Below are 17,736 nucleotides of genomic sequence, written 5' to 3'. Positions count from 1 at the left end.
GGCGGGGACGGTGGGCTACTGCTGCGGGTGATGGGCCGGGATCGGCGGAAGGTCGCCCGTCGTCTCGTACGCCGCCAGCATGTCGATGCGCCGCACGTGACGCTCGTCGCCGGAGAACGGCGTGTTGAGGAAGACCTCGACGAACTTGGTCGCCTCCTCCGTGCTGTGCATCCGCGCACCCACGGCCACCACGTTGGCGTTGTTGTGCTGACGCCCGAGCGCCGCCGTCTCCTCGCTCCAGGCCAGCGCCGCGCGCACGCCCTTCACCTTGTTCGCGGCGATCTGCTCACCGTTGCCCGAGCCGCCGATCACGATGCCGAGGGCGTCGGGGTCCGCGGCCGTCCGCTCCGCGGCGCGGAGGCAGAAGGGCGGGTAGTCGTCCTGGGCGTCGTAGATGTGCGGCCCGCAGTCGACGGGCTCGTGGCCGGCGGCCTTCAGCCACTCGGCGAGGTGATTCTTGAGTTCGTAGCCCGCATGGTCGGAGCCGAGATACACGCGCATGGCACGAGTGTGTCACGCCCGTTCCGGGGCAGCAGCCCCAGGGTGTCGAGGGTCACGGGGCCCGAAAAATGTGAGCAAGGCCATAGAACCTCAAGGGAACCTCAAGTAACGATACGGATTCAGAGGTTCCCCAATCCGTTCGCCTCGGATTCACTGGACCGACTCGTACACCGCTCGTACGGGCAGCCCCACACCTGGCGCAAAGGAAACCCCACCATGACCCCTGGTTCGGGCCTCCAAGCAGGACTCAAGAACCGCCATCTGTCGATGATCGCGATCGGTGGCGTCATCGGAGCCGGCCTCTTCGTCGGCTCCAGCTCCGGTATCGCCACCGCGGGACCCGGCATCCTCCTGTCCTACGCCCTCGTCGGCACGCTCGTCGTCCTCGTGATGCGCATGCTCGGCGAGATGTCCGCGGCCAACCCGACCTCCGGCTCGTTCTCCGCGCACGCCGACCGTGCGCTGGGCCCCTGGGCCGGGTTCTCCATCGGCTGGCTCTACTGGTTCTTCTGGGTCGTCGTGCTCGCGGTCGAGGCGACCGCCGGCGCCAAGATCCTGGAGAGCTGGATCCCGGACGTCCCGCAGTGGGGCTGGGCGCTCATCGTGATGGTCGTGCTGACCGCGACCAACCTGGTCTCCGTGGGCTCCTACGGCGAGTTCGAGTTCTGGTTCGCCGGCATCAAGGTCGTGGCGATCGGCGCGTTCATCGTCGTCGGTCTGCTCGCCGTGTTCGGTGTGCTGCCGGGCGTGGAGGCCGACAAGGCCACCTTCGCCAACCTCACCTCGCACGACGGTTTCCTGCCGAACGGTCCGGGCGCGATCCTCACCGGTGTGCTGCTGGTCGTCTTCTCCTTCATGGGCAGCGAGATCGCCACCCTGGCGGCCGGCGAGTCCGAGGACCCGCAGCGGGCGGTCACCAAGTCGACCAACAGCATCATCTGGCGGATCGGCGTCTTCTACCTGGGCTCGATCCTGGTCGTGGTCACGCTGCTGCCGTGGAACGACCCGTCCATCGCGAAGGACGGCTCCTACGTCGCCGCGCTGAACTCGCTGGGCATCGCGCACGCCGGTCAGATCATGAACTTCATCGTGCTGACCTCGGTGCTGTCCTGTCTGAACTCGGGCCTGTACACGGCCTCCCGCATGGCCTTCTCGCTCGGTGAGCGGGGCGACGCGCCGAAGGCGTTCGCGCGGGTCAACAGCCGGGGCGTGCCGATGACGGCGATCCTCGCGTCGGTCGTGTTCGGCTTCGTCGCCGTCTTCTTCAACTACCTGTCCCCGGACAAGATCTTCCTCTTCCTCGTCAACTCCTCCGGCGCGGTCGCCCTGTTCGTGTGGCTGGTCATCTGCTTCTCGCAGCTGCGGATGCGCAAGATCCTGCAGCGGGAGTCGCCGGACAAGCTCGTCGTGAAGATGTGGCTGTACCCGTACCTGACCTGGGCGACGGCCGCGCTGATCGTGTTCGTCCTCGGCTACATGCTGACCGACACCGAGCACGACGGCCGGCAGACCGTGCTGCTGTCGCTGCTGGTCGCGGCGATCGTGCTGGTGATCGCCGCGGTGAAGCAGCGGATCGCGGCGAACCGCCCGGATCCCGCGGCCGAGGCACCGGCCGACAAGGTCTCCGTCGGCTGATCCGACAGCCGGCCCGCATGGCCGCACCACCTGACGGAACGTGTCAGGTGGTGCGGCCATGCTGCGTTCCATGACGCACACCGGCCTGCCCACGGGCCTCCGCAGTCCGTCGGCGTGCAGGCGACCGGGCACGGGCTGCCCGGCGGCTACGAGGGCGGGCTGCCGGCGACGACGCGGCGGCTGACGGGATCACCGTCGACCCCGCGACACGCACGGTGCGGGTGACGGCCGGGGCGCGCCGGGGGCACCTCCCACGCTCTGGACCGTGGGGGCGGCGGGCTCGGGACCCTCGCCCGGGAGTTCGGGTACGCGGCCGACCACGCGCGCCGGCCCAAGGTGGTCACCGCCGACGGCCGGCTGCGCGCTGTCACCCGGACACCGACCCGGACCCGTACGGGTCGCCGCTCGGCGCCGGGCAGAACCTCGGCATCGTCACCGAGCCGGAGAGGGCGCTCGTCCCGTGCGCACGCTGTACGGCGGCTCGCTCGCCTTCGACGGGCGGGTGACGGACCCGGCGGCCGTCCTGCGGGCGTACGGCCTGGAAGCGGCCGTCCTTCGCCGCCGTAGCGGCGCGGCCCGCCGCTGTCTCCGGGGACCGGAGTGCGGGCCTGTACGCCCCGGAAACGCGCGAAAAGGCTCGCCGGGGTCGAGGAGACGTACGACCCGGCGAACCTCTTCCGCAGGAACTACGGCGTCAGCGCTTGACGAGCTTCCAGGCGGCGGGCAGCACGCCCATCGCCAGGGCGGCCTTGAGGGCGTCGCCGATGAGGAACGGGGTGAGACCGGCCGCGATCGCCTCGGAGGCGGACAGGTGGGCGGCCAGGGCCAGGTAGGGGACACCGACCGCGTAGATGACGGCCTCGCCGAGGATCATCGTGCCGGCCATGCGCAGCGGGGAGCGGTCGGCGCCGCGCCGGGCCAGGGCGCCGACGAGGGCGGAGGCCAGCAGCATGCCGAGGACGTAGCCGAAGGAGACCATGGCGGCGCCGGACTTGCCGTCCGCGAACCACGGCACGCCCGCCACGCCGGCGAGGGCGTACAGGGCGAGGGAGAGGAAGCCGCGGCGGGCGCCGAGGGCGGTGCCGACGAGCAGCGCGGCGAAGGTCTGGCCGGTCACCGGCACCGGGGAGCCGGGCACGGGCACCGACAGCTGGGCCGCGAGGCCGGTGAGCACGGCGCCGCCGACGACGAGGGCGACGTCGCGCACGCGGGACGCGGGGAGCAGGTCGGCGAGGACTGCGCCGGGGCGGGCGGTGGCGGTGGCGGTGCTCATGGGGACTCCGCGGATGGTGTGGACACGTCGGGACACCGTGACGCTATACCGGTGCGCTCGTGCGCTCACCGTCAGTGCTCGACAAAGGCGGTGGCGGCAGGTTGGTGCGCTTCACACAAAGGGCGCCGCTTACACATGGCCGGGCGTGATACCAGTCACTGAGGCAGAGAGGATCCGCTCACTTCCGCGCACGGATCAGGAACTGTAGGGTCCCACCAAAGTACACGCCGCCAGACGGTAGCCGGTTCTTCACCTTGGGTACGGCCGGTGTCCGGATAGTGGGCAACCTCTTCGCGTGAGCGGACGGTCCGCCCAGACTGGCGGGGTTTTTGCCCGTCCATTGCACTGGGAGAGCCGCGCCCCATGCCCAGCAGCACCACAGAGGAGACGCCGCCGCAGCAGCGAGCGGACGCTTCCCTCTCCCATGGCCTGAAGCAGCGCCACCTGTCGATGATCGCCCTCGGGGGTGTGATCGGCGCGGGTCTGTTCGTCGGTTCCGGTGCGGGCATCGCCGCCGCCGGCCCGTCCATCGTGATCGCCTACACCCTCTCCGGCCTCCTGGTGATGCTGGTGATGCGGATGCTCGGCGAGATGTCGGCCGCCTATCCGTCGTCGGGTTCCTTCTCCGCACACGCCGAGCGGGCGATCGGCCCCTGGGCGGGCTTCGCGGCGGGCTGGTCCTTCTGGGTGCTGCTGTGCACGGCGGTCGGCCTGGAGGGCATCGGCGCCGCGAAGATCGTCCAGGGCTGGCTGCCGGGCACCCCGCAGTGGATGTGGGTGGCCCTGTTCATGCTGGTGTTCTGCGGCGCGAACCTGGCCGCCGTGAAGAACTTCGGCGAGTTCGAGTTCTGGTTCGCCGCGCTGAAGGTGGGCGCGATCAGTCTCTTCCTGATCCTGGGCGCGCTGGCCATCGCGGGCGTGCTGCCCGGTACGGACTCCCCCGGCGCGTCGCACCTGACCGACTTCCTGCCCAACGGCAGCGAGGGCCTGCTGGTCGGCCTGCTCGCCTCGGTGTTCGCGTACGGCGGCCTGGAGACGGTCACCATCGCGGCGGCCGAGTCGGAGGACCCGGTGCGGGGCGTCGCGTCCGCCGTCCGTACGGCGATGTGGCGGATCGCCCTGTTCTACATCGGCTCGATGGCGGTCGTCGTCACCCTGGTCCCGTGGGACTCCGAGGAGGTCGTGGCGAAGGGCCCGTACGTCGCCACCCTCGACCAGCTGGGCATTCCCGGCGCGGGCCAGCTGATGAACGTGGTCGTCCTGGTCGCCCTGCTGTCCGCGATGAACGCCAACATCTACGGCGCCTCGCGCATCGCCTACTCGCTGGTCGAGCGCGGTCAGGGCCCGAAGGCGCTGGCGAAGCTGTCCGGCGGGGTGCCGCGGATCGCGGTGCTGACGTCCTGTGTGCTCGGTTTCGTCTGCGTGCTGCTCAACTACTGGCGCCCGGACGACATCTTCAAATGGCTGCTGAACATGATCGGCGCGGTCATCCTGGTCGTCTGGGTCTTCATCGCGGTCTCCCAGCTGCTGCTGCGCCGCCGTATCGAGCGTGAGGCGCCCGAGAGGCTGGTCGTGCGGATGTGGGCGTTCCCGTGGCTGACCTGGGTCGCCCTGGCCGGCATGGCCGCGATCTTCGTGCTGATGGCCCGGGAGCCGGACACCCGGGTGCAGCTGTACTCGACGGGCGTGATGACGGTGGTCCTGGCGGCCGTCGGTTACGCCTGGCAGCGGGCGCGCGCCAGGCGCTGACCGCCCCCGCATCGCGGAAAGGCCCCCACGTGTCGGACGTGGGGGCCTTTCCGTTCCTGCGGCACCCGCCGCCGTGAAGGGTGAGAAGACGATCACGAGGCCAGGCGCTTATTGCAACTGTATTGCAGTTGCACGCTATCAACAACAAGGCGCGTGCGCGGTGTCGAGTCGGTGCGGGGGCCCGGGTCGCGTGCGAGGGCGCCCCGGGCCGCGGCTCCCGCTCTTCGCGACCCGCCGTGTGAACTTCCCACGTCTCACTGGGATTTCCGGGGGCTTTCCTCGTGCGCGAGGGATTGACGGCCTTTCGCCGCCGTTACACCCTCTGTTGTCGAGTCGACTCGCACTGTTAACCCGTTCGACCCCACCGCCCCACCGACGGAGGTCCCGGATGGACAGGCACGTGCACGACCGCCGACGCTTCCTCGCGCTCACCGGGGCCCTCTCCGCCGCCCCGCTGCTCTCCGCCTGCGGTGCCGGGTTCGGCGGCGGCGGTCAGAGCGAGGGCGACGGTTCGGCCGCGGACGACGTCACCGGCGCCTTCGACTGGAAGCGGGAGAAGGGCACCACCGTCAAGGCGCTGCTGAACAAGCACCCGTACACGGACGCCCTGATCGCCGACCTGACGTCCTTCACCGACAAGACCGGCATCGAGGTGACGTACGACGTCTTCCCCGAGGACAACTACTTCGACAAGCTCACCGTCGACCTGTCCAGCGGCCGCGCCTCCTACGACGTCTTCATGCTCGGCGCCTACATGGTGTGGCAGTACGGGCCGCCGGGCTGGCTGGAGGACCTGGGCCCCTGGATGCGCAACGCCTCGGCCACCGCGGCCGAGTGGGACCGGGCGGACTTCTTCCCGAACCTGCTCCAGGCCGGCCAGTGGTCGCTGAAGGCGGGCGCGCCGCTCGGCCGCGGCGGGCAGTACGCGCTGCCGTGGGGCTGGGAGACCAACGTGGTCGCCTACAACACCGAGGTGTTCCGCAAGCTGGGGCTGAAACCGGCGGAGTCCTTCGAGGAACTGCGCGAGCTGGCCGGGGTGATCAAGAAGAGGGCGCCCGGCGCCGGGTTCGACGGGATGTACGGGATCGCCGTGCGCGGCTCGCGGAGCTGGGCCACCATCCACCCCGGCTTCATGACGATGTACGCCCGCAACGGCCTGCGGGACTTCACCGTCGAGGGCGGCAAGCTCAGCCCCGCCATGAACTCCCCCCGGGCCGTCGCGTTCACCGAGGACTGGGCGGCCATGGTGAAGGAGGGCGGGCCGCCGTCCTGGACGTCGTACACCTGGTACCAGTGCTCCAGCGACCTCGGCGCGCGGAAGGCCGGGATGCTCTTCGACGCCGACACCGCCGCCTACTTCCAGGCGGTCGAGGGGGCCTCGCCCGCCTCCGGGAAGATCGCCTTCCATCCGGGGCCCAAGGGGCCGGACGGCTCGCTCGCCACCAACATGTGGATCTGGTCGCTCGGCATGAACGCCCGGAGCAGACGGAAGAGCGCCGGCTGGCTGTTCCTCCAGTGGGCCACCGGCAAGGAGCACCTGCGCCGGGCCGCCCTCACCCACCACCACATCGACCCGGTGCGGAAGTCCGTCAGCCAGGACCCCGCCTACCGGAACAGGATGCGGCACCTGCCCGGGTTCCTGGAGACCTTCGAGACGGTCGTGGACCGGACCCGGATCCAGTTCACCCCGCAGGCCCAGTTCTTCGACGCCACCACCAGCTGGGCGGCGGCCCTCCAGGAGATCTACGGCGGCAAGAGCGCGCGGTCCGTGCTGGACGGCCTGGCCGGCGACCTGAGGGAGAAGGTCCGCTGATGCGCCGCACGCTGCGGCCGTACCTCCTCGTCGTCCCCGCGCTGCTGCTGACCTGCGGCATCCTCTACCCGTTCGGGCTCGGCCTGTACTACACCCTCTTCGACTTCTCGGCCGCCAAGCCCCAGCCGGACCTGGTGCGCTGGGAGAACTACCGGGCCGTGTTCACGCAGGACGCCTTCTGGAACTCCGCCTGGGTGACCGTGCTCTACGCGGTCGGCGCGGCCGGCGCGGAGACCGTGCTCGGGGTGAGCGTGGCCCTGCTGCTGCACCGCTCCTCACGGGTGGGCCGGATCCTGGAGAAGATCCTCATCCTGCCGCTGATGATCGCCCCGGTGATCGCGGCGATCATCTGGAAGCTGATGCTCCAGCCGTCGGTGGGCGTCGTCAACCACCTGCTCGAACCGTTCGGGCTCGGCGGGGTGCAGTGGACGGACACCCCGACGGGCGCCCTGCTGTCCTCGATCGCCGTGGACGTGTGGGTGTACACCCCGTTCGTGGCGATCCTCGCCCTGGCCGGACTGCGCTCGCTGCCCGCCTCCCCCTTCGAGGCGGCGGCCGTGGACGGCGCCGGCTGGTGGTACACCTTCCGGCGGCTGACCCTGCCCATGCTGTGGCCGTACGTCCTGGTCGCGGTGATCTTCCGGTTCATGGACTCGCTGAAGGTCTTCGACATCATCTACGCCCTGACCGAGGGCGGCCCCGGTGACTCCACGGTGGTCCTCCAGATCCGGGCCTACCTGGAGGCGATCCGCTTCCAGCGGTACTCCTTCGGGATCAGCTACACGATCGTGCTGTGGGCCGTGGTCTACCTGGCCGCGACGGTGCTGGTCCGGCACCTGGGGCGGATCCAGCGGAAGGCGGCGGAGGTGTCCGGATGAGGAAACGCCTGCCGGGGTGGCTCGCGGACGCCGCGCTCATCCTCTACTTCGTCTTCTCCCTCTTCCCGGTCGCCTGGATGGCGATCCTGTCGCTGAAGCCCGCGAACCAGCTCTTCAGCACCTACTTCTCCTTCACCCCGACCCTGGACGCCTACCGCACGGTGCTCGGCGGCAGCGAGGGCATCCCGTTCGTCCGCTTCTTCGGCAACAGCCTGGTGGTGTCGGTGGGCGCGGTCGCGCTGTCGCTGGTGGTCGGGCTGCCGGCCGCGTACGCCTCGGCGCGCTGGCGGTTCAAGGGCTCGGAGCACCTGATGTTCACGCTGCTGTCGTTCCGGTTCGCGCCGGAACTCACCGTGATCATCCCGCTGTTCGTGCTCTACCAGAAGCTGGGCCTGTTCGACACGTACACCGGCATGGTGTGGGTGCTGCAACTGGTCACCCTGCCGCTGGTGGTGTGGATCATGCGGTCGTACTTCGCCGATCTCAGCCCCGAGCTGGAGCAGGCGGCGCTGCTGGACGGCTACTCCCGCACGCAGGCGTTCTTCAAGGTGGCGCTGCCGCTGGTCAAGCCGGGCATCGCGGCGGTGTCCCTGCTGGCGTTCATCTTCGCCTGGAACAACTTCGTCTTCCCGCTGATCCTGACCTCCCACGAGGCCCAGACGGTGACCGTCGGCGCGCTGTCCTTCCTCGGCGGCGACCGGCCCAAGTACCACCTCACGGCCGCCGCCGCCCTCGTCTCCGTCGTCCCGCCGCTGCTGCTGGCACTGACCATCCAGCGGTACCTGGTGCGCGGGCTGTCCTTCGGGGCGGTGAAGTCGTGAGCATCGCGCTGCGGGACGTCCGCAAGTCCTACGGCCGGACGACCGCCCTGGACGGCCTCGACCTCGACGTGCGCGAGGGCGAGTTCTTCTGCCTGCTCGGGCCGTCGGGGGCCGGGAAGACGACCACGCTGAAGACCGTCGCCGGCCTGGAGCGGCCCGACGCCGGCACCGTCGAGATCGACGGCCGGGACATGCGGGACGTGGAGCCGTACGACCGGGGCGTGGCGATGTGCTTCGAGAGCTACGCCCTGTATCCGCACCGGTCCGTGTACGACAACCTGGTCTCGCCGCTGCGCTCCCCGCGCCACCGGCTGCCCGCCGCCGAGGCCCGGGACCGGGTCGGCGCCGTCGCGGAACTCCTCGGCATCGGCGGCCTGCTGGACCGGATGCCGGGACAGCTGTCCAACGGGCAGCGGCAGCGGGTCGCGCTCGGCCGGGTGCTGGTCCGCCCGGCCCGCGCCTTCCTGCTGGACGAGCCGCTGTCCCACCTGGACGCCAAGCTGCGCCAGCAGATGCGGGCCGAGCTGAAGGCGATCGGCGCCGTCCGGCGCACGACCACCCTGTACGTCACCCACGACTCGGTGGAGGCACTGGCGCTCGGCGACCGGATCGGGGTGATCCGGGCCGGGCGGATCGTGCAGACCGGCACCCGCGAGGACATCTGGTACCGGCCGTACGACACCGAGGTCGCGCGGGCCTTCGGGCGGCCCCGGATCAATCTGCTGCCGGGGGCGGTGACCGGGTCCGGGACCTTCCGGTCGCCGGACGGAGCGCTCGAACTCCCGCTTCCCCTCCGGGTCGCCGCCGGCACGGAGGTCCTGGTCGGGGTCCGGCCCCGGGACGTGTCGCTGACCGGCGAGGGGCACCGGCTCACCGGGACGGTGTACGTCACCGAGGTGCTCGGCCGGTCCGTGGAGGTGACCGTGCGGATCGGCGCCCAGCACCTGTCGCTCGTCGCTTCGCGGGCCGAGGCGGCCGGACTGCGCCCCGACGACCCGGTCCGCCCGGCCGTCCGGCCCGAGCACCTGCTGGTGTTCGAGGCCGACCGGGCGGGTGTCCCGGGTCGGCGGATCGGGACGAGCCCGTGACCCGCGGCGCGGGAGCGCGGCGCGGGCCCGCGGCCCGGCAGGCCGCCATGGCGGAACTCGTCCTCGCCGAGGGCCAGGCGAGCGCGGCCGAGCTGGCCGAGCGGTTCGGGGTGAGCCTGATGACCGTCCACCGGGACCTGGACGAACTGGAACGGCAGGGCGTCGTACGGAAGTTCCGCGGCGGGGTGACCGCGCAGCCGTCCGGGGTGTTCGAGTCGAACGTGCAGTACCGGCTGAAGACCATGCGGGCGGAGAAGGCCGCCGTCGCCGAGCACGCGCTGAAGCTGATCGAGCCCGGCATGGCGATCATGCTGGACGACTCCACGACCGCCCTGGAGATAGCCCGCCGCCTGCGGCGCGGCGACATCACCCCGCTCACGGTCGTCACCAACTTCCTGGAGGCGATCAACCTGCTCGCCGGCCGGCGCGGCATCCGCCTGACGGCGCTCGGCGGCGACTACGACCCGCTGCACTCCTCCTTCCTGGGGGTGTCCTGCGTCGAGGCGATCGAGCAGGTGCGGGTGGACGTGTGCTTCGCCTCGACGTCGGCCGTGCACGGCGGTCACGCCTACCACCAGGAGCAGCACATCGTGTCCGTGAAGCGGGCGATGCTCGACGCGTCCGCGCGGAACGTCCTGCTGATCGACCACACCAAGTTCGGCCGGGTGGCCCTGCGCCGGGTCGTCCCGCTGTCCCGCTTCGACCTGCTCCTGGTGGACGACGGGGCACCGGCGCAGGCGCTGCGGGACCTGGACGAGCACCACGTCCGCTACGAGGTGTGCGCGACGGCGGTCATGAGGAGGGGGCTGCCATGACCGGGCTGGAGCTGCGGGAGCTGCGCAAGACCTACCGGTCGCGGGGCCGCCCGGCGGTGGAGGCGGTGCGCGGCCTCGACCTCGCCCTGGACTCCGGGGAACTGCTCGGCCTGCTGGGCCCGTCGGGCTGCGGGAAGTCCACCACCCTGCGGATGATCGCCGGCCTGGAGGCGGTGACCGGCGGGGACATCCTGATCGGCGGCGCCTCGGTGACCGGCCGGCCGGCACGGCGGCGGAACATCGGGGTCGCCTTCGAGAACTACGCGCTGTACCCGCCGCTGACGGTCGCGGAGAACCTGGCGTTCGGGCTGAAGGCCCGCGGCCGGAGCGCCCGCGGCGAGGTGCGGCGCAAGGTCGCCGGGATCGCCGAGCGGGTCGGGCTCACCGACGTCCTCGACGCCCGCCCGGCCGGCCTGTCCAGCGGGCAGAAGCAGCGGGTCAGCCTGGCCCGCGCGCTGATCCGCGCACCGGACGTGCTGCTGCTGGACGAGCCGCTGTCCCACCTGGACGCGGCCCAGCGCGACACCACCCGCCGCGAACTCAAGCGGATCCAGCGGGAGATGGGGCACACCACCATCCTCGTCACGCACGACCAGGAGGAGGCCCTGTCGCTGGCCGACCGGATCGCCGTCATGCGGGACGGCGCGATCGAGCAGCTCGGCACCCCGTACGAGATCTACGACCATCCGGCGACCGCCTTCGTGGCCGACTTCGTCGGCGAACCCGCGATCAACCTGCTGCCCGCCGTCGCCGATGCCGACGGCCGGGCCCGGCTGTCCGCCGGGGTGCGGATCCCGCTGCCCGTGCCGGTGCCGGCGGGCCGGCCGGTGCTGGTCGGCATCCGCCCCGAGGACCTCGCTCTCACCGGCGCCGACGGCGTCCCCGCCCGGGTGGTCGCCCACGAACCCCTGCTGGAGTCCGGCATCGCCACCCTCGCCCTGGACGGGGTGGAGCGGCACCTGGTGGTCCTCACCGGGCCCGAGGTGCGGCTCGCCCACGACGAGCGGGTCCGGGTGGCGGCCGGGCTCACCCATGTCTTCGACGCCGAGACGGGAGACTCCCTGCGATGACCTCCGGTGCTGTGCGTGTGGTGGCCGCCGGCGACCACTTCGTCCTGCCGTCCCTGATCACGGCCGCGCTCGCGAAGGAGGCCGACTGCGCGGTGCGCGAACTGACCCTGGACTGGCCGCTCGTGCCGTTCGGGCCGGTGGCCGAGGTGAGCGAGGCGAGCGACGCCGAGGACGAGCTGATCGCGGCCCTGGCCGGCGCCGAGGTGCTGGTCACCCAGATGGGCCCGGTCACCGCACGCGTTCTCGCCGCCTGCCCCGGGCTGCGGCTGGTCGCGGTCTGCCGGGGCGGACCGGTCAACGTCAACCTGGAGGCGGCCGGGCGGCACGGCGTGCGGGTGTGCTTCGCGCCCGGCCGCAACGCCGCCGCCACCGCCGAGTTCACCGTGGGCCTGCTGCTCGCCGCCCTGCGCCGCATCCCGCAGGCCCACGACCTGCTGGCCCGGCAGGGCAGTTGGGCGGGCTCGTCCTCCTACACCTACGCCGACAGCGGGCCGGAGCTGGAGGACCTGTCCGTCGGGCTCGTCGGCTACGGCGCGGTCGGCAGCCGGGTCGCCCGGGTGCTGTGCGCGTTCGGGGCGCGGGTGATGGTGTACGACCCGTACGTCCGCGGCGAGGTGCACGGGCTGCGCCTGTCCTCGCTGGACGACCTGCTGCGCCGCTCGGCCGTCGTCACCCTGCACGCCCGGCTGACCGCCGAGACCCGGGGCCTGATCGGGGCGCGGGAGCTGGCGCTGCTGCCGCCGGGCGCGGTGGTGGTCAACGCGGCCCGCGGCCCGCTGCTGGACGAGGACGCGCTGTGCGACGCGCTGGAGGCGGGGCGGCTGTCGGCGGCGGCCCTGGACACCTACGCCCGCGAACCGCTCCCGCCCGACTCGCGGCTGCGCGCGCTGGCCGACCGGGTGGTGCTCACCCCTCACCTGGGCGGCGCCGGCCGCGCGGTGGCGGAGAAGGCCGCCCGGATCGCCGCCGCCGAGGTGGGCCGCTGGGTGCGCGGGGAGCCGCTCGCGCACTGTCTGACCTGATGCCCCGGGAGGCTTGGCATGTTCGTCGGGATCGATGCGGGCACGTCCCTGGTGAAGGCCGCCGCCTTCGACCGGGCCGGCCGCGAACTGGCCGTGGAGGCCCGCCCGGTGGGTCTGGAGCTGCGCGGCGGGGCCGTCGAGCAGGACGCGGAGGAGGTGTACGGCGCCGTCGTCGCCGTGCTCGGCGCGCTGACCGCGCGGGTGCCGGAGCCGGTGGAGCTGGCCGGGCTGACCGGGCAGGGGGACGGGGTGTGGCTGGTGGACGCGGCGGGCCGCCCGGTGCGGCCGGCGATCTCCTGGATGGACGGCCGCGCCCATGAGCTGGTGGACCAGTGGCTGGCGGACGGCACCGTGGAGGCCGTCTTCCGGCGCACCGGCAGCGCGATGTTCCCGGGCTGCCCCGGGCCGCTGCTGGCCTGGCTGGACCGGCACGAGCCGAAGGCGCTGGACGCCGCGGCGGCGGCCGTCGCCTGCAAGGACCTGGTCTTCCAGCGGCTGACCGGCGCCGGGCGGGCGGTCACGGACGTGTCGGACGCGTCGATGCCCTTCCTGGACCCGCGCACCCGGTCGTACGACAACGGGGTGGTGGAGCTGCTCGGCCTCACCCACCGCCGCGGGCTGCTGCCCGGGATCGGCGATCCGATCGCGACCGGCGCGGCGAGCGGCGCGGGGCTGCCCGCCGGGACCCCGCTGGCGAACGGCCCGTACGACCTGCCGGCCTGCGCGCTCGGCGCGGGCGTCACCGCGCCCGGCGACGGGCTGCTGATCGTCGGCACCTGTCTGGCGAGCCTGGTCGCCACCACCGCGCTGGACCTGGGCGGCGAACCGGCGGGGCTGTACATCTCCACGGACCGGCCCGGGCACTGGCTGCGCGCGATGCCGGCGATGGTCGGCACGGCGGCGCTGGACTGGGTGCTGCGGCTGACGGGGGCCGGGCACCGGGACCTGGACGACCTGCTGGGCGCGTCCCCGCCCGGCGCGCACGGGGTGCGGGTGCTGCCGTACTTCGCGCCGTCCGGGGAGCGCGCGCCCTTCGTGGAGCCGGGGCTGCGCGCCGAACTCCTCGGTGTCTCCCTGGAGTCGGCGCCCGCCGATCTGGTCCGGGCCACCTGCGAGGGCATCGGGTACGCGGCCCGGCACTGTCTGGAGGCGGCGGGCCTGACCGGGTCGCTGGCGGTGTGCGGCGGCGGCACCCGCAGCCCCGCCTGGACGGGGCTGCTGGCCGATGTGCTGGGCCGGCCGCTGCGGGTGGTGGAGGGCGAGGTCGGCGCGCGGGGCGCGGTGCTGGCGGCGGCCGGGCGGTACGGCGTCCCGCTGGACACCGCCGCCTGGACCGGGCCGGCCCGGGTGATCGAGCCGGACCCGGGCCGGGCGGCGTCCTACGCGAAGAGGTACGAGGAGCACCTGGAACTGCTGGCCGCGGCCCGCCGGCGGGCGGCTCGGTGCTGAACCGGGCCCACCGCGGGAGGGGTCACAGGTTGCTGAAGTCCGGGCCCTTGGTGCGGGTGCGCTTGATCTCGTAGAAGCCCGGCACCGAGGCCACGGCGAGGGTGCCGTCCCACAGGCGGGCGGCCTCCTCGCCCTGGGGGGCGGGGGTGACGACCGGGCCGAAGAAGGCGATCTGCTCGCCGTCGGCGCCGGGCACCGCGATGACGGGGGTGCCGACGTCCTGGCCGACCTTCTCGATGCCTTCCTTGTGGGAGGCGCGCAGCTCGGGCTCGTACGGCGTGGCGTCCCAGTGGTCCATGAGGGACTCGGGCAGCCCCACGTCCCGCAGCGCTGCGGCCACGGTGGCCTTCTCCGGGCCCTCGCCCTGGTTGTGGATGCGGGTGCCGAGCGCGGTGTAGAGGTCGCCGAGCACCTCCTGGCCGTGCTCCTGCCGGGCCGCGATGACGACGCGGACCGGACCCCACGCCTTGGTGGCGAGCATCTCGCGGTACTCCTCGGGCAGCTCGTCGAGCTTGCCCTCGTTGAGCACGGCGAGGCTCATCACATGCCAGCGGACCTCGATGTCGCGGAGCTTCTCCACCTCCAGCACCCAGCGGGAGGTCATCCAGGCCCAGGGGCACAGCGGGTCGAACCAGAAGTCGACGGGGGTCTTGTCCGACATGTCTCTCCTCGTGCGGGACGCTTTCCCGGGAAAACGCCGCTGCCCGCTGTGCCATTCCCCGGTCCCCGCGTCAGGAGCGCATGGCAGGATCGGTCCTGTTCAGCCGCCATACACGCGATCACGAGGGAGTGCCGTCCGTGCCCGGTGAGAATCTGTCCCGCGACGAGGCCCGGGAGCGGGCCGCCCTGCTGTCCGTCGACGGTTACGACGTGTCCCTGGACCTGAGGTCCGCCGTCGGCGACGGGGGCGGCGAGCCGCGCACGTTCCGCTCGGTGACGACCATCCGCTTCCGCTGCAACGAGCCGGGTGCGTCCAGCTTCGCCGATCTGGTCGCGCCGCGCGTGACCTCCGTCTCGCTCAACGGCCGGGACCTGGACCCGGGCGAGGTGTTCGACGGCTCGCGGATCGCGCTGGAGGACCTGGCCGCGGAGAACGAGCTGGTGGTGGACGCCCAGTGCGCCTACTCGCGCACGGGTGAGGGCATGCACCGCTTCGTCGACCCGGAGGACGGCGAGGTCTACCTGTACACGCAGTACGAGCCGGCCGACGCCCGCCGGGTGTTCGCGAACTTCGAGCAGCCGGACCTGAAGGCGCCGTACCGCTTCGAGGTGCGGGCGCCCGAGGGCTGGACGGTGTGGAGCAACGGTGCCGGTGAACTCGCCGACGGGGTCTGGCGGTTCGCGGAGACCAAGCCGATCTCGACGTACATCACGTGTGTGGTGGCGGGGCCGTACCACTATGTGACGGACTTCTACACGCGCACGTTCGAGGACGGGACGAAGCTGGAGATCCCGCTCGGCGCGATGTGCCGCAAGGGTCTCGCCCCGCACTTCGACGCGGACGACGTGTTCCTGGTGACCAAGCAGGGCCTGGACTTCTTCCACGACCACTTCGACCACCCGTACCCGTTCGGGAAGTACGACCAGGCGTTCGTGCCGGAGTACAACCTGGGCGCGATGGAGAACCCGGGTCTGGTGACCTTCCGCGAGGAGTACATCTTCCGCGGCAAGGTGACGCAGGCGTCGTACGAGGGCCGGGCGAACGTCATCCTGCACGAGATGGCGCACATGTGGTTCGGCGACCTGGTCACCATGGAGTGGTGGGACGACCTGTGGCTGAAGGAGTCCTTCGCGGACTTCATGGGCACGTTCGCGAACGTCGGCGCGACCCGCTTCAAGGACGCGTGGATCACCTTCGCCAACCGCCGCAAGGCCTGGGCGTACCGCGCGGACCAGCTGCCGTCGACGCATCCGATCACGGCGGACATCCGTGACCTGGAGGACGCCAAGCTGAACTTCGACGGCATCACCTACGCCAAGGGCGCCTCGGTGCTGAAGCAGCTGGTGGCGTACGTCGGCCAGGACGCCTTCCTGGAGGGCGCCCGGCGCTACTTCAAGCGCCACGCGTACGGCAACACGCGCCTCGGCGATCTGCTGTCGGTGCTGGCCGAGACCAGCGGCCGGGACATGACGGCGTGGTCGCGCTCGTGGCTGCAGACGGCCGGGGTGAACGCGCTGACCCCGCAGGTGCTGCTGGACACCGAGGGCGGCCGGGTCGCCGAGCTGGCGATCGTGCAGGAGGCGCCCGAGTCGCACCCGGAGCTGCGTCCGCACCGGATCGCGGTGGGCCTGTACCGCCGTACGCCCGAGGGCGCGGTGGAGCGGTACGCGCGCGTGGAGACGGACGTGCACGAGCCGCGTACGGTCGTGGCGGAGCTGGCGGGCGCCGAGGCCCCGGACCTGATCCTGGTCAACGACGACGACCTGACCTACTGCAAGATCCGTTTCGACGAGACGTCGCTGGCGACGCTGCGGGCGCACCTGGGCGGGATCACCGACCCGCTGGCCCGCGCGCTGTGCTGGTCGGCGCTGTGGAACATGACCCGGGACGCGCTGCTGCCGGCGCGGGACTTCATCGATCTCGTGCTGCGGTTCGCGGGCCGCGAGTCGGACATCGGGGTGCTCCAGATGCTGCACGCCTGGGCGAACTCGGCGCTGGCGCACTACGCGGCGCCGGACTGGCGGGAGACCGGCGGGGAGCTGCTGGCCACGGGCGCGGTGGAGCAGCTGCGGGAGGCCGAACCGGGCAGTGAGCACCAGCTGGCGTGGGCGCGGTTCTTCGCGTCCGTGGCCTCCGCCGAGTGGAGCCTGACGCTGCTGAAGGACCTGCTGGACGGCACGGTCGAGATCGACGGGCTGGAGGTGGACCAGGAGCTGCGCTGGGCGTTCCTGGAGCCGCTGGCCGCGTACGGGGTGGCGGACGAGTCGGTGCTGGCGGCGGAGCTGGCCCGGGACGACACGGCGTCGGGCAAGCGGCACCAGGTGCGCTGTCTGGCGGCGCGGCCGTCGGCGGCGGTGAAGGCGCAGGCGTGGGCGCAGGTGGTGGAGTCGGACGCGCTGTCGAACGCGCTGGTGGAGGCGACGATCGCGGGCTTCGCGCAGCCGTCGCAGCGGGAGCTGACCGCGCCGTACGCGCCGCTGTACTTCGCGGCGATCGAGCGGGTGTGGCGGGAGCGGTCGATCCAGATCGGCATGGACGTGGTGCGGGGCCTGTTCCCGGCGTACCAGGACCGTGCGGAGACGCTGGAGGCGACGGACGCGTGGCTGGCGGAGCACCGGGAGGCGGCGCCGGCGCTGCGCCGGCTGGTGCTGGAGGCGCGGGACGACCTGGCGCGGGCGCTGCGCGCGCAGGAGTGCGACGCGACGGCCACCGACCGCTGAGCTTTGGCCTGAGCTTGCCCGGCCGGTGACCGTTACCAAATCCGGGCAGACGGAGCCGTAACCCCTGGTCCGCACCCGATCGGACCAGGGGTTTTCCGCGCCTGATCGGCATCCGAACACCTGACCTTTAGTCCCGTCTTGTCCGCATTTCTCGACGGGTGTGTAACAGCGGTTAAGGGCGGGACGGGCCGCGGGAATCCCGACGCCATGACCCACAACACCCCGCTCTCCCCCCGCCCCC

Annotated in this window: 14 protein-coding genes; 11 read left to right on the top strand and 3 right to left on the bottom strand. The window is 72.0% G+C overall.

The window, feature by feature from the left end; translation table 11 throughout:
• Positions 1-15 precede the first annotated feature (15 nt).
• Positions 16-501 (bottom strand): ribose-5-phosphate isomerase, encoded by a 486-nt coding sequence (locus tag CCN44_RS23755; protein WP_059249552.1) that lies wholly within the window; start codon positions 499-501, stop codon positions 16-18.
• Between the two features lie 216 nt (positions 502-717).
• On the opposite strand from CCN44_RS23755, the gene CCN44_RS23750 reads away from it, so the two are divergent.
• Positions 718-2,136, top strand: coding sequence for an amino acid permease (locus CCN44_RS23750; RefSeq protein ID WP_059249553.1), 1,419 nt, complete (start codon positions 718-720; stop codon positions 2,134-2,136).
• Between the two features lie 694 nt (positions 2,137-2,830).
• Here the strand turns inward: CCN44_RS23750 and CCN44_RS23745 are convergent.
• Positions 2,831-3,409, bottom strand: coding sequence for a biotin transporter BioY (locus CCN44_RS23745; protein ID WP_059249554.1), 579 nt, complete (start codon positions 3,407-3,409; stop codon positions 2,831-2,833).
• Between the two features lie 363 nt (positions 3,410-3,772).
• Here CCN44_RS23745 and CCN44_RS23740 point away from each other — a divergent pair, with 363 nt between their 5' ends.
• The 9 genes from CCN44_RS23740 to CCN44_RS23700 all read left to right on the top strand — a co-directional run bounded on the left by CCN44_RS23740 (position 3,773) and on the right by CCN44_RS23700 (position 14,114).
• On the top strand, positions 3,773-5,158 hold the full coding sequence (locus CCN44_RS23740) for an amino acid permease (RefSeq protein WP_059249555.1): 1,386 nt from the start codon (positions 3,773-3,775) through the stop codon (positions 5,156-5,158).
• 388 nt (positions 5,159-5,546) lie between these two features.
• Complete coding sequence (locus CCN44_RS23735) at positions 5,547-6,971, top strand: ABC transporter substrate-binding protein (protein WP_086699363.1); 1,425 nt, start codon at positions 5,547-5,549, stop codon at positions 6,969-6,971.
• A complete protein-coding gene (locus CCN44_RS23730) occupies positions 6,971-7,849 on the top strand; it encodes a carbohydrate ABC transporter permease (protein WP_059249557.1) in 879 nt (292 codons plus the stop codon). Before CCN44_RS23735 ends, CCN44_RS23730 begins: the two co-directional genes overlap by 1 nt.
• Positions 7,846-8,670 carry a carbohydrate ABC transporter permease gene (locus CCN44_RS23725; RefSeq protein ID WP_086699360.1) on the top strand — a complete coding sequence of 275 codons (825 nt, stop codon included), beginning with the start codon at positions 7,846-7,848 and terminating at the stop codon, positions 8,668-8,670. The genes CCN44_RS23730 and CCN44_RS23725 overlap by 4 nt, the downstream gene beginning before the upstream one ends.
• The gene (locus tag CCN44_RS23720) at positions 8,667-9,758 is read left to right on the top strand and encodes an ABC transporter ATP-binding protein (RefSeq protein ID WP_059249559.1); all 1,092 of its coding nucleotides are present in this window, start codon (positions 8,667-8,669) and stop codon (positions 9,756-9,758) included. The genes CCN44_RS23725 and CCN44_RS23720 overlap by 4 nt, the downstream gene beginning before the upstream one ends.
• 47 nt (positions 9,759-9,805) lie before the next feature.
• Positions 9,806-10,573, top strand: coding sequence for a DeoR/GlpR family DNA-binding transcription regulator (locus tag CCN44_RS23715; RefSeq protein ID WP_059254988.1), 768 nt, complete (start codon positions 9,806-9,808; stop codon positions 10,571-10,573).
• The gene (locus tag CCN44_RS23710; RefSeq protein WP_086699357.1) at positions 10,570-11,643 is read left to right on the top strand and encodes an ABC transporter ATP-binding protein; all 1,074 of its coding nucleotides are present in this window, start codon (positions 10,570-10,572) and stop codon (positions 11,641-11,643) included. Before CCN44_RS23715 ends, CCN44_RS23710 begins: the two co-directional genes overlap by 4 nt.
• Complete coding sequence (locus CCN44_RS23705) at positions 11,640-12,665, top strand: 2-hydroxyacid dehydrogenase (protein ID WP_086699354.1); 1,026 nt, start codon at positions 11,640-11,642, stop codon at positions 12,663-12,665. Before CCN44_RS23710 ends, CCN44_RS23705 begins: the two co-directional genes overlap by 4 nt.
• 18 nt (positions 12,666-12,683) lie before the next feature.
• Positions 12,684-14,114 (top strand): FGGY-family carbohydrate kinase, encoded by a 1,431-nt coding sequence (locus CCN44_RS23700; RefSeq protein ID WP_059249562.1) that lies wholly within the window; start codon positions 12,684-12,686, stop codon positions 14,112-14,114.
• 22 nt (positions 14,115-14,136) lie between these two features.
• Here the strand turns inward: CCN44_RS23700 and CCN44_RS23695 are convergent, their stop codons facing one another.
• A complete protein-coding gene (locus CCN44_RS23695; protein WP_086699351.1) occupies positions 14,137-14,775 on the bottom strand; it encodes a mycothiol-dependent nitroreductase Rv2466c family protein in 639 nt (212 codons plus the stop codon).
• Between the two features lie 137 nt (positions 14,776-14,912).
• On the opposite strand from CCN44_RS23695, the gene pepN reads away from it, so the two are divergent.
• Positions 14,913-17,495, top strand: coding sequence for an aminopeptidase N (gene pepN, locus CCN44_RS23690; protein ID WP_086699348.1), 2,583 nt, complete (start codon positions 14,913-14,915; stop codon positions 17,493-17,495).
• Positions 17,496-17,736 lie beyond the last annotated feature (241 nt).

Origin of the sequence: Streptomyces tricolor, from assembly GCF_002155905.1 — a bacterium.
GTDB lineage: Bacteria > Actinomycetota > Actinomycetes > Streptomycetales > Streptomycetaceae > Streptomyces > Streptomyces tricolor.
This window is presented reverse-complemented; position numbering and strand designations above follow the sequence as displayed.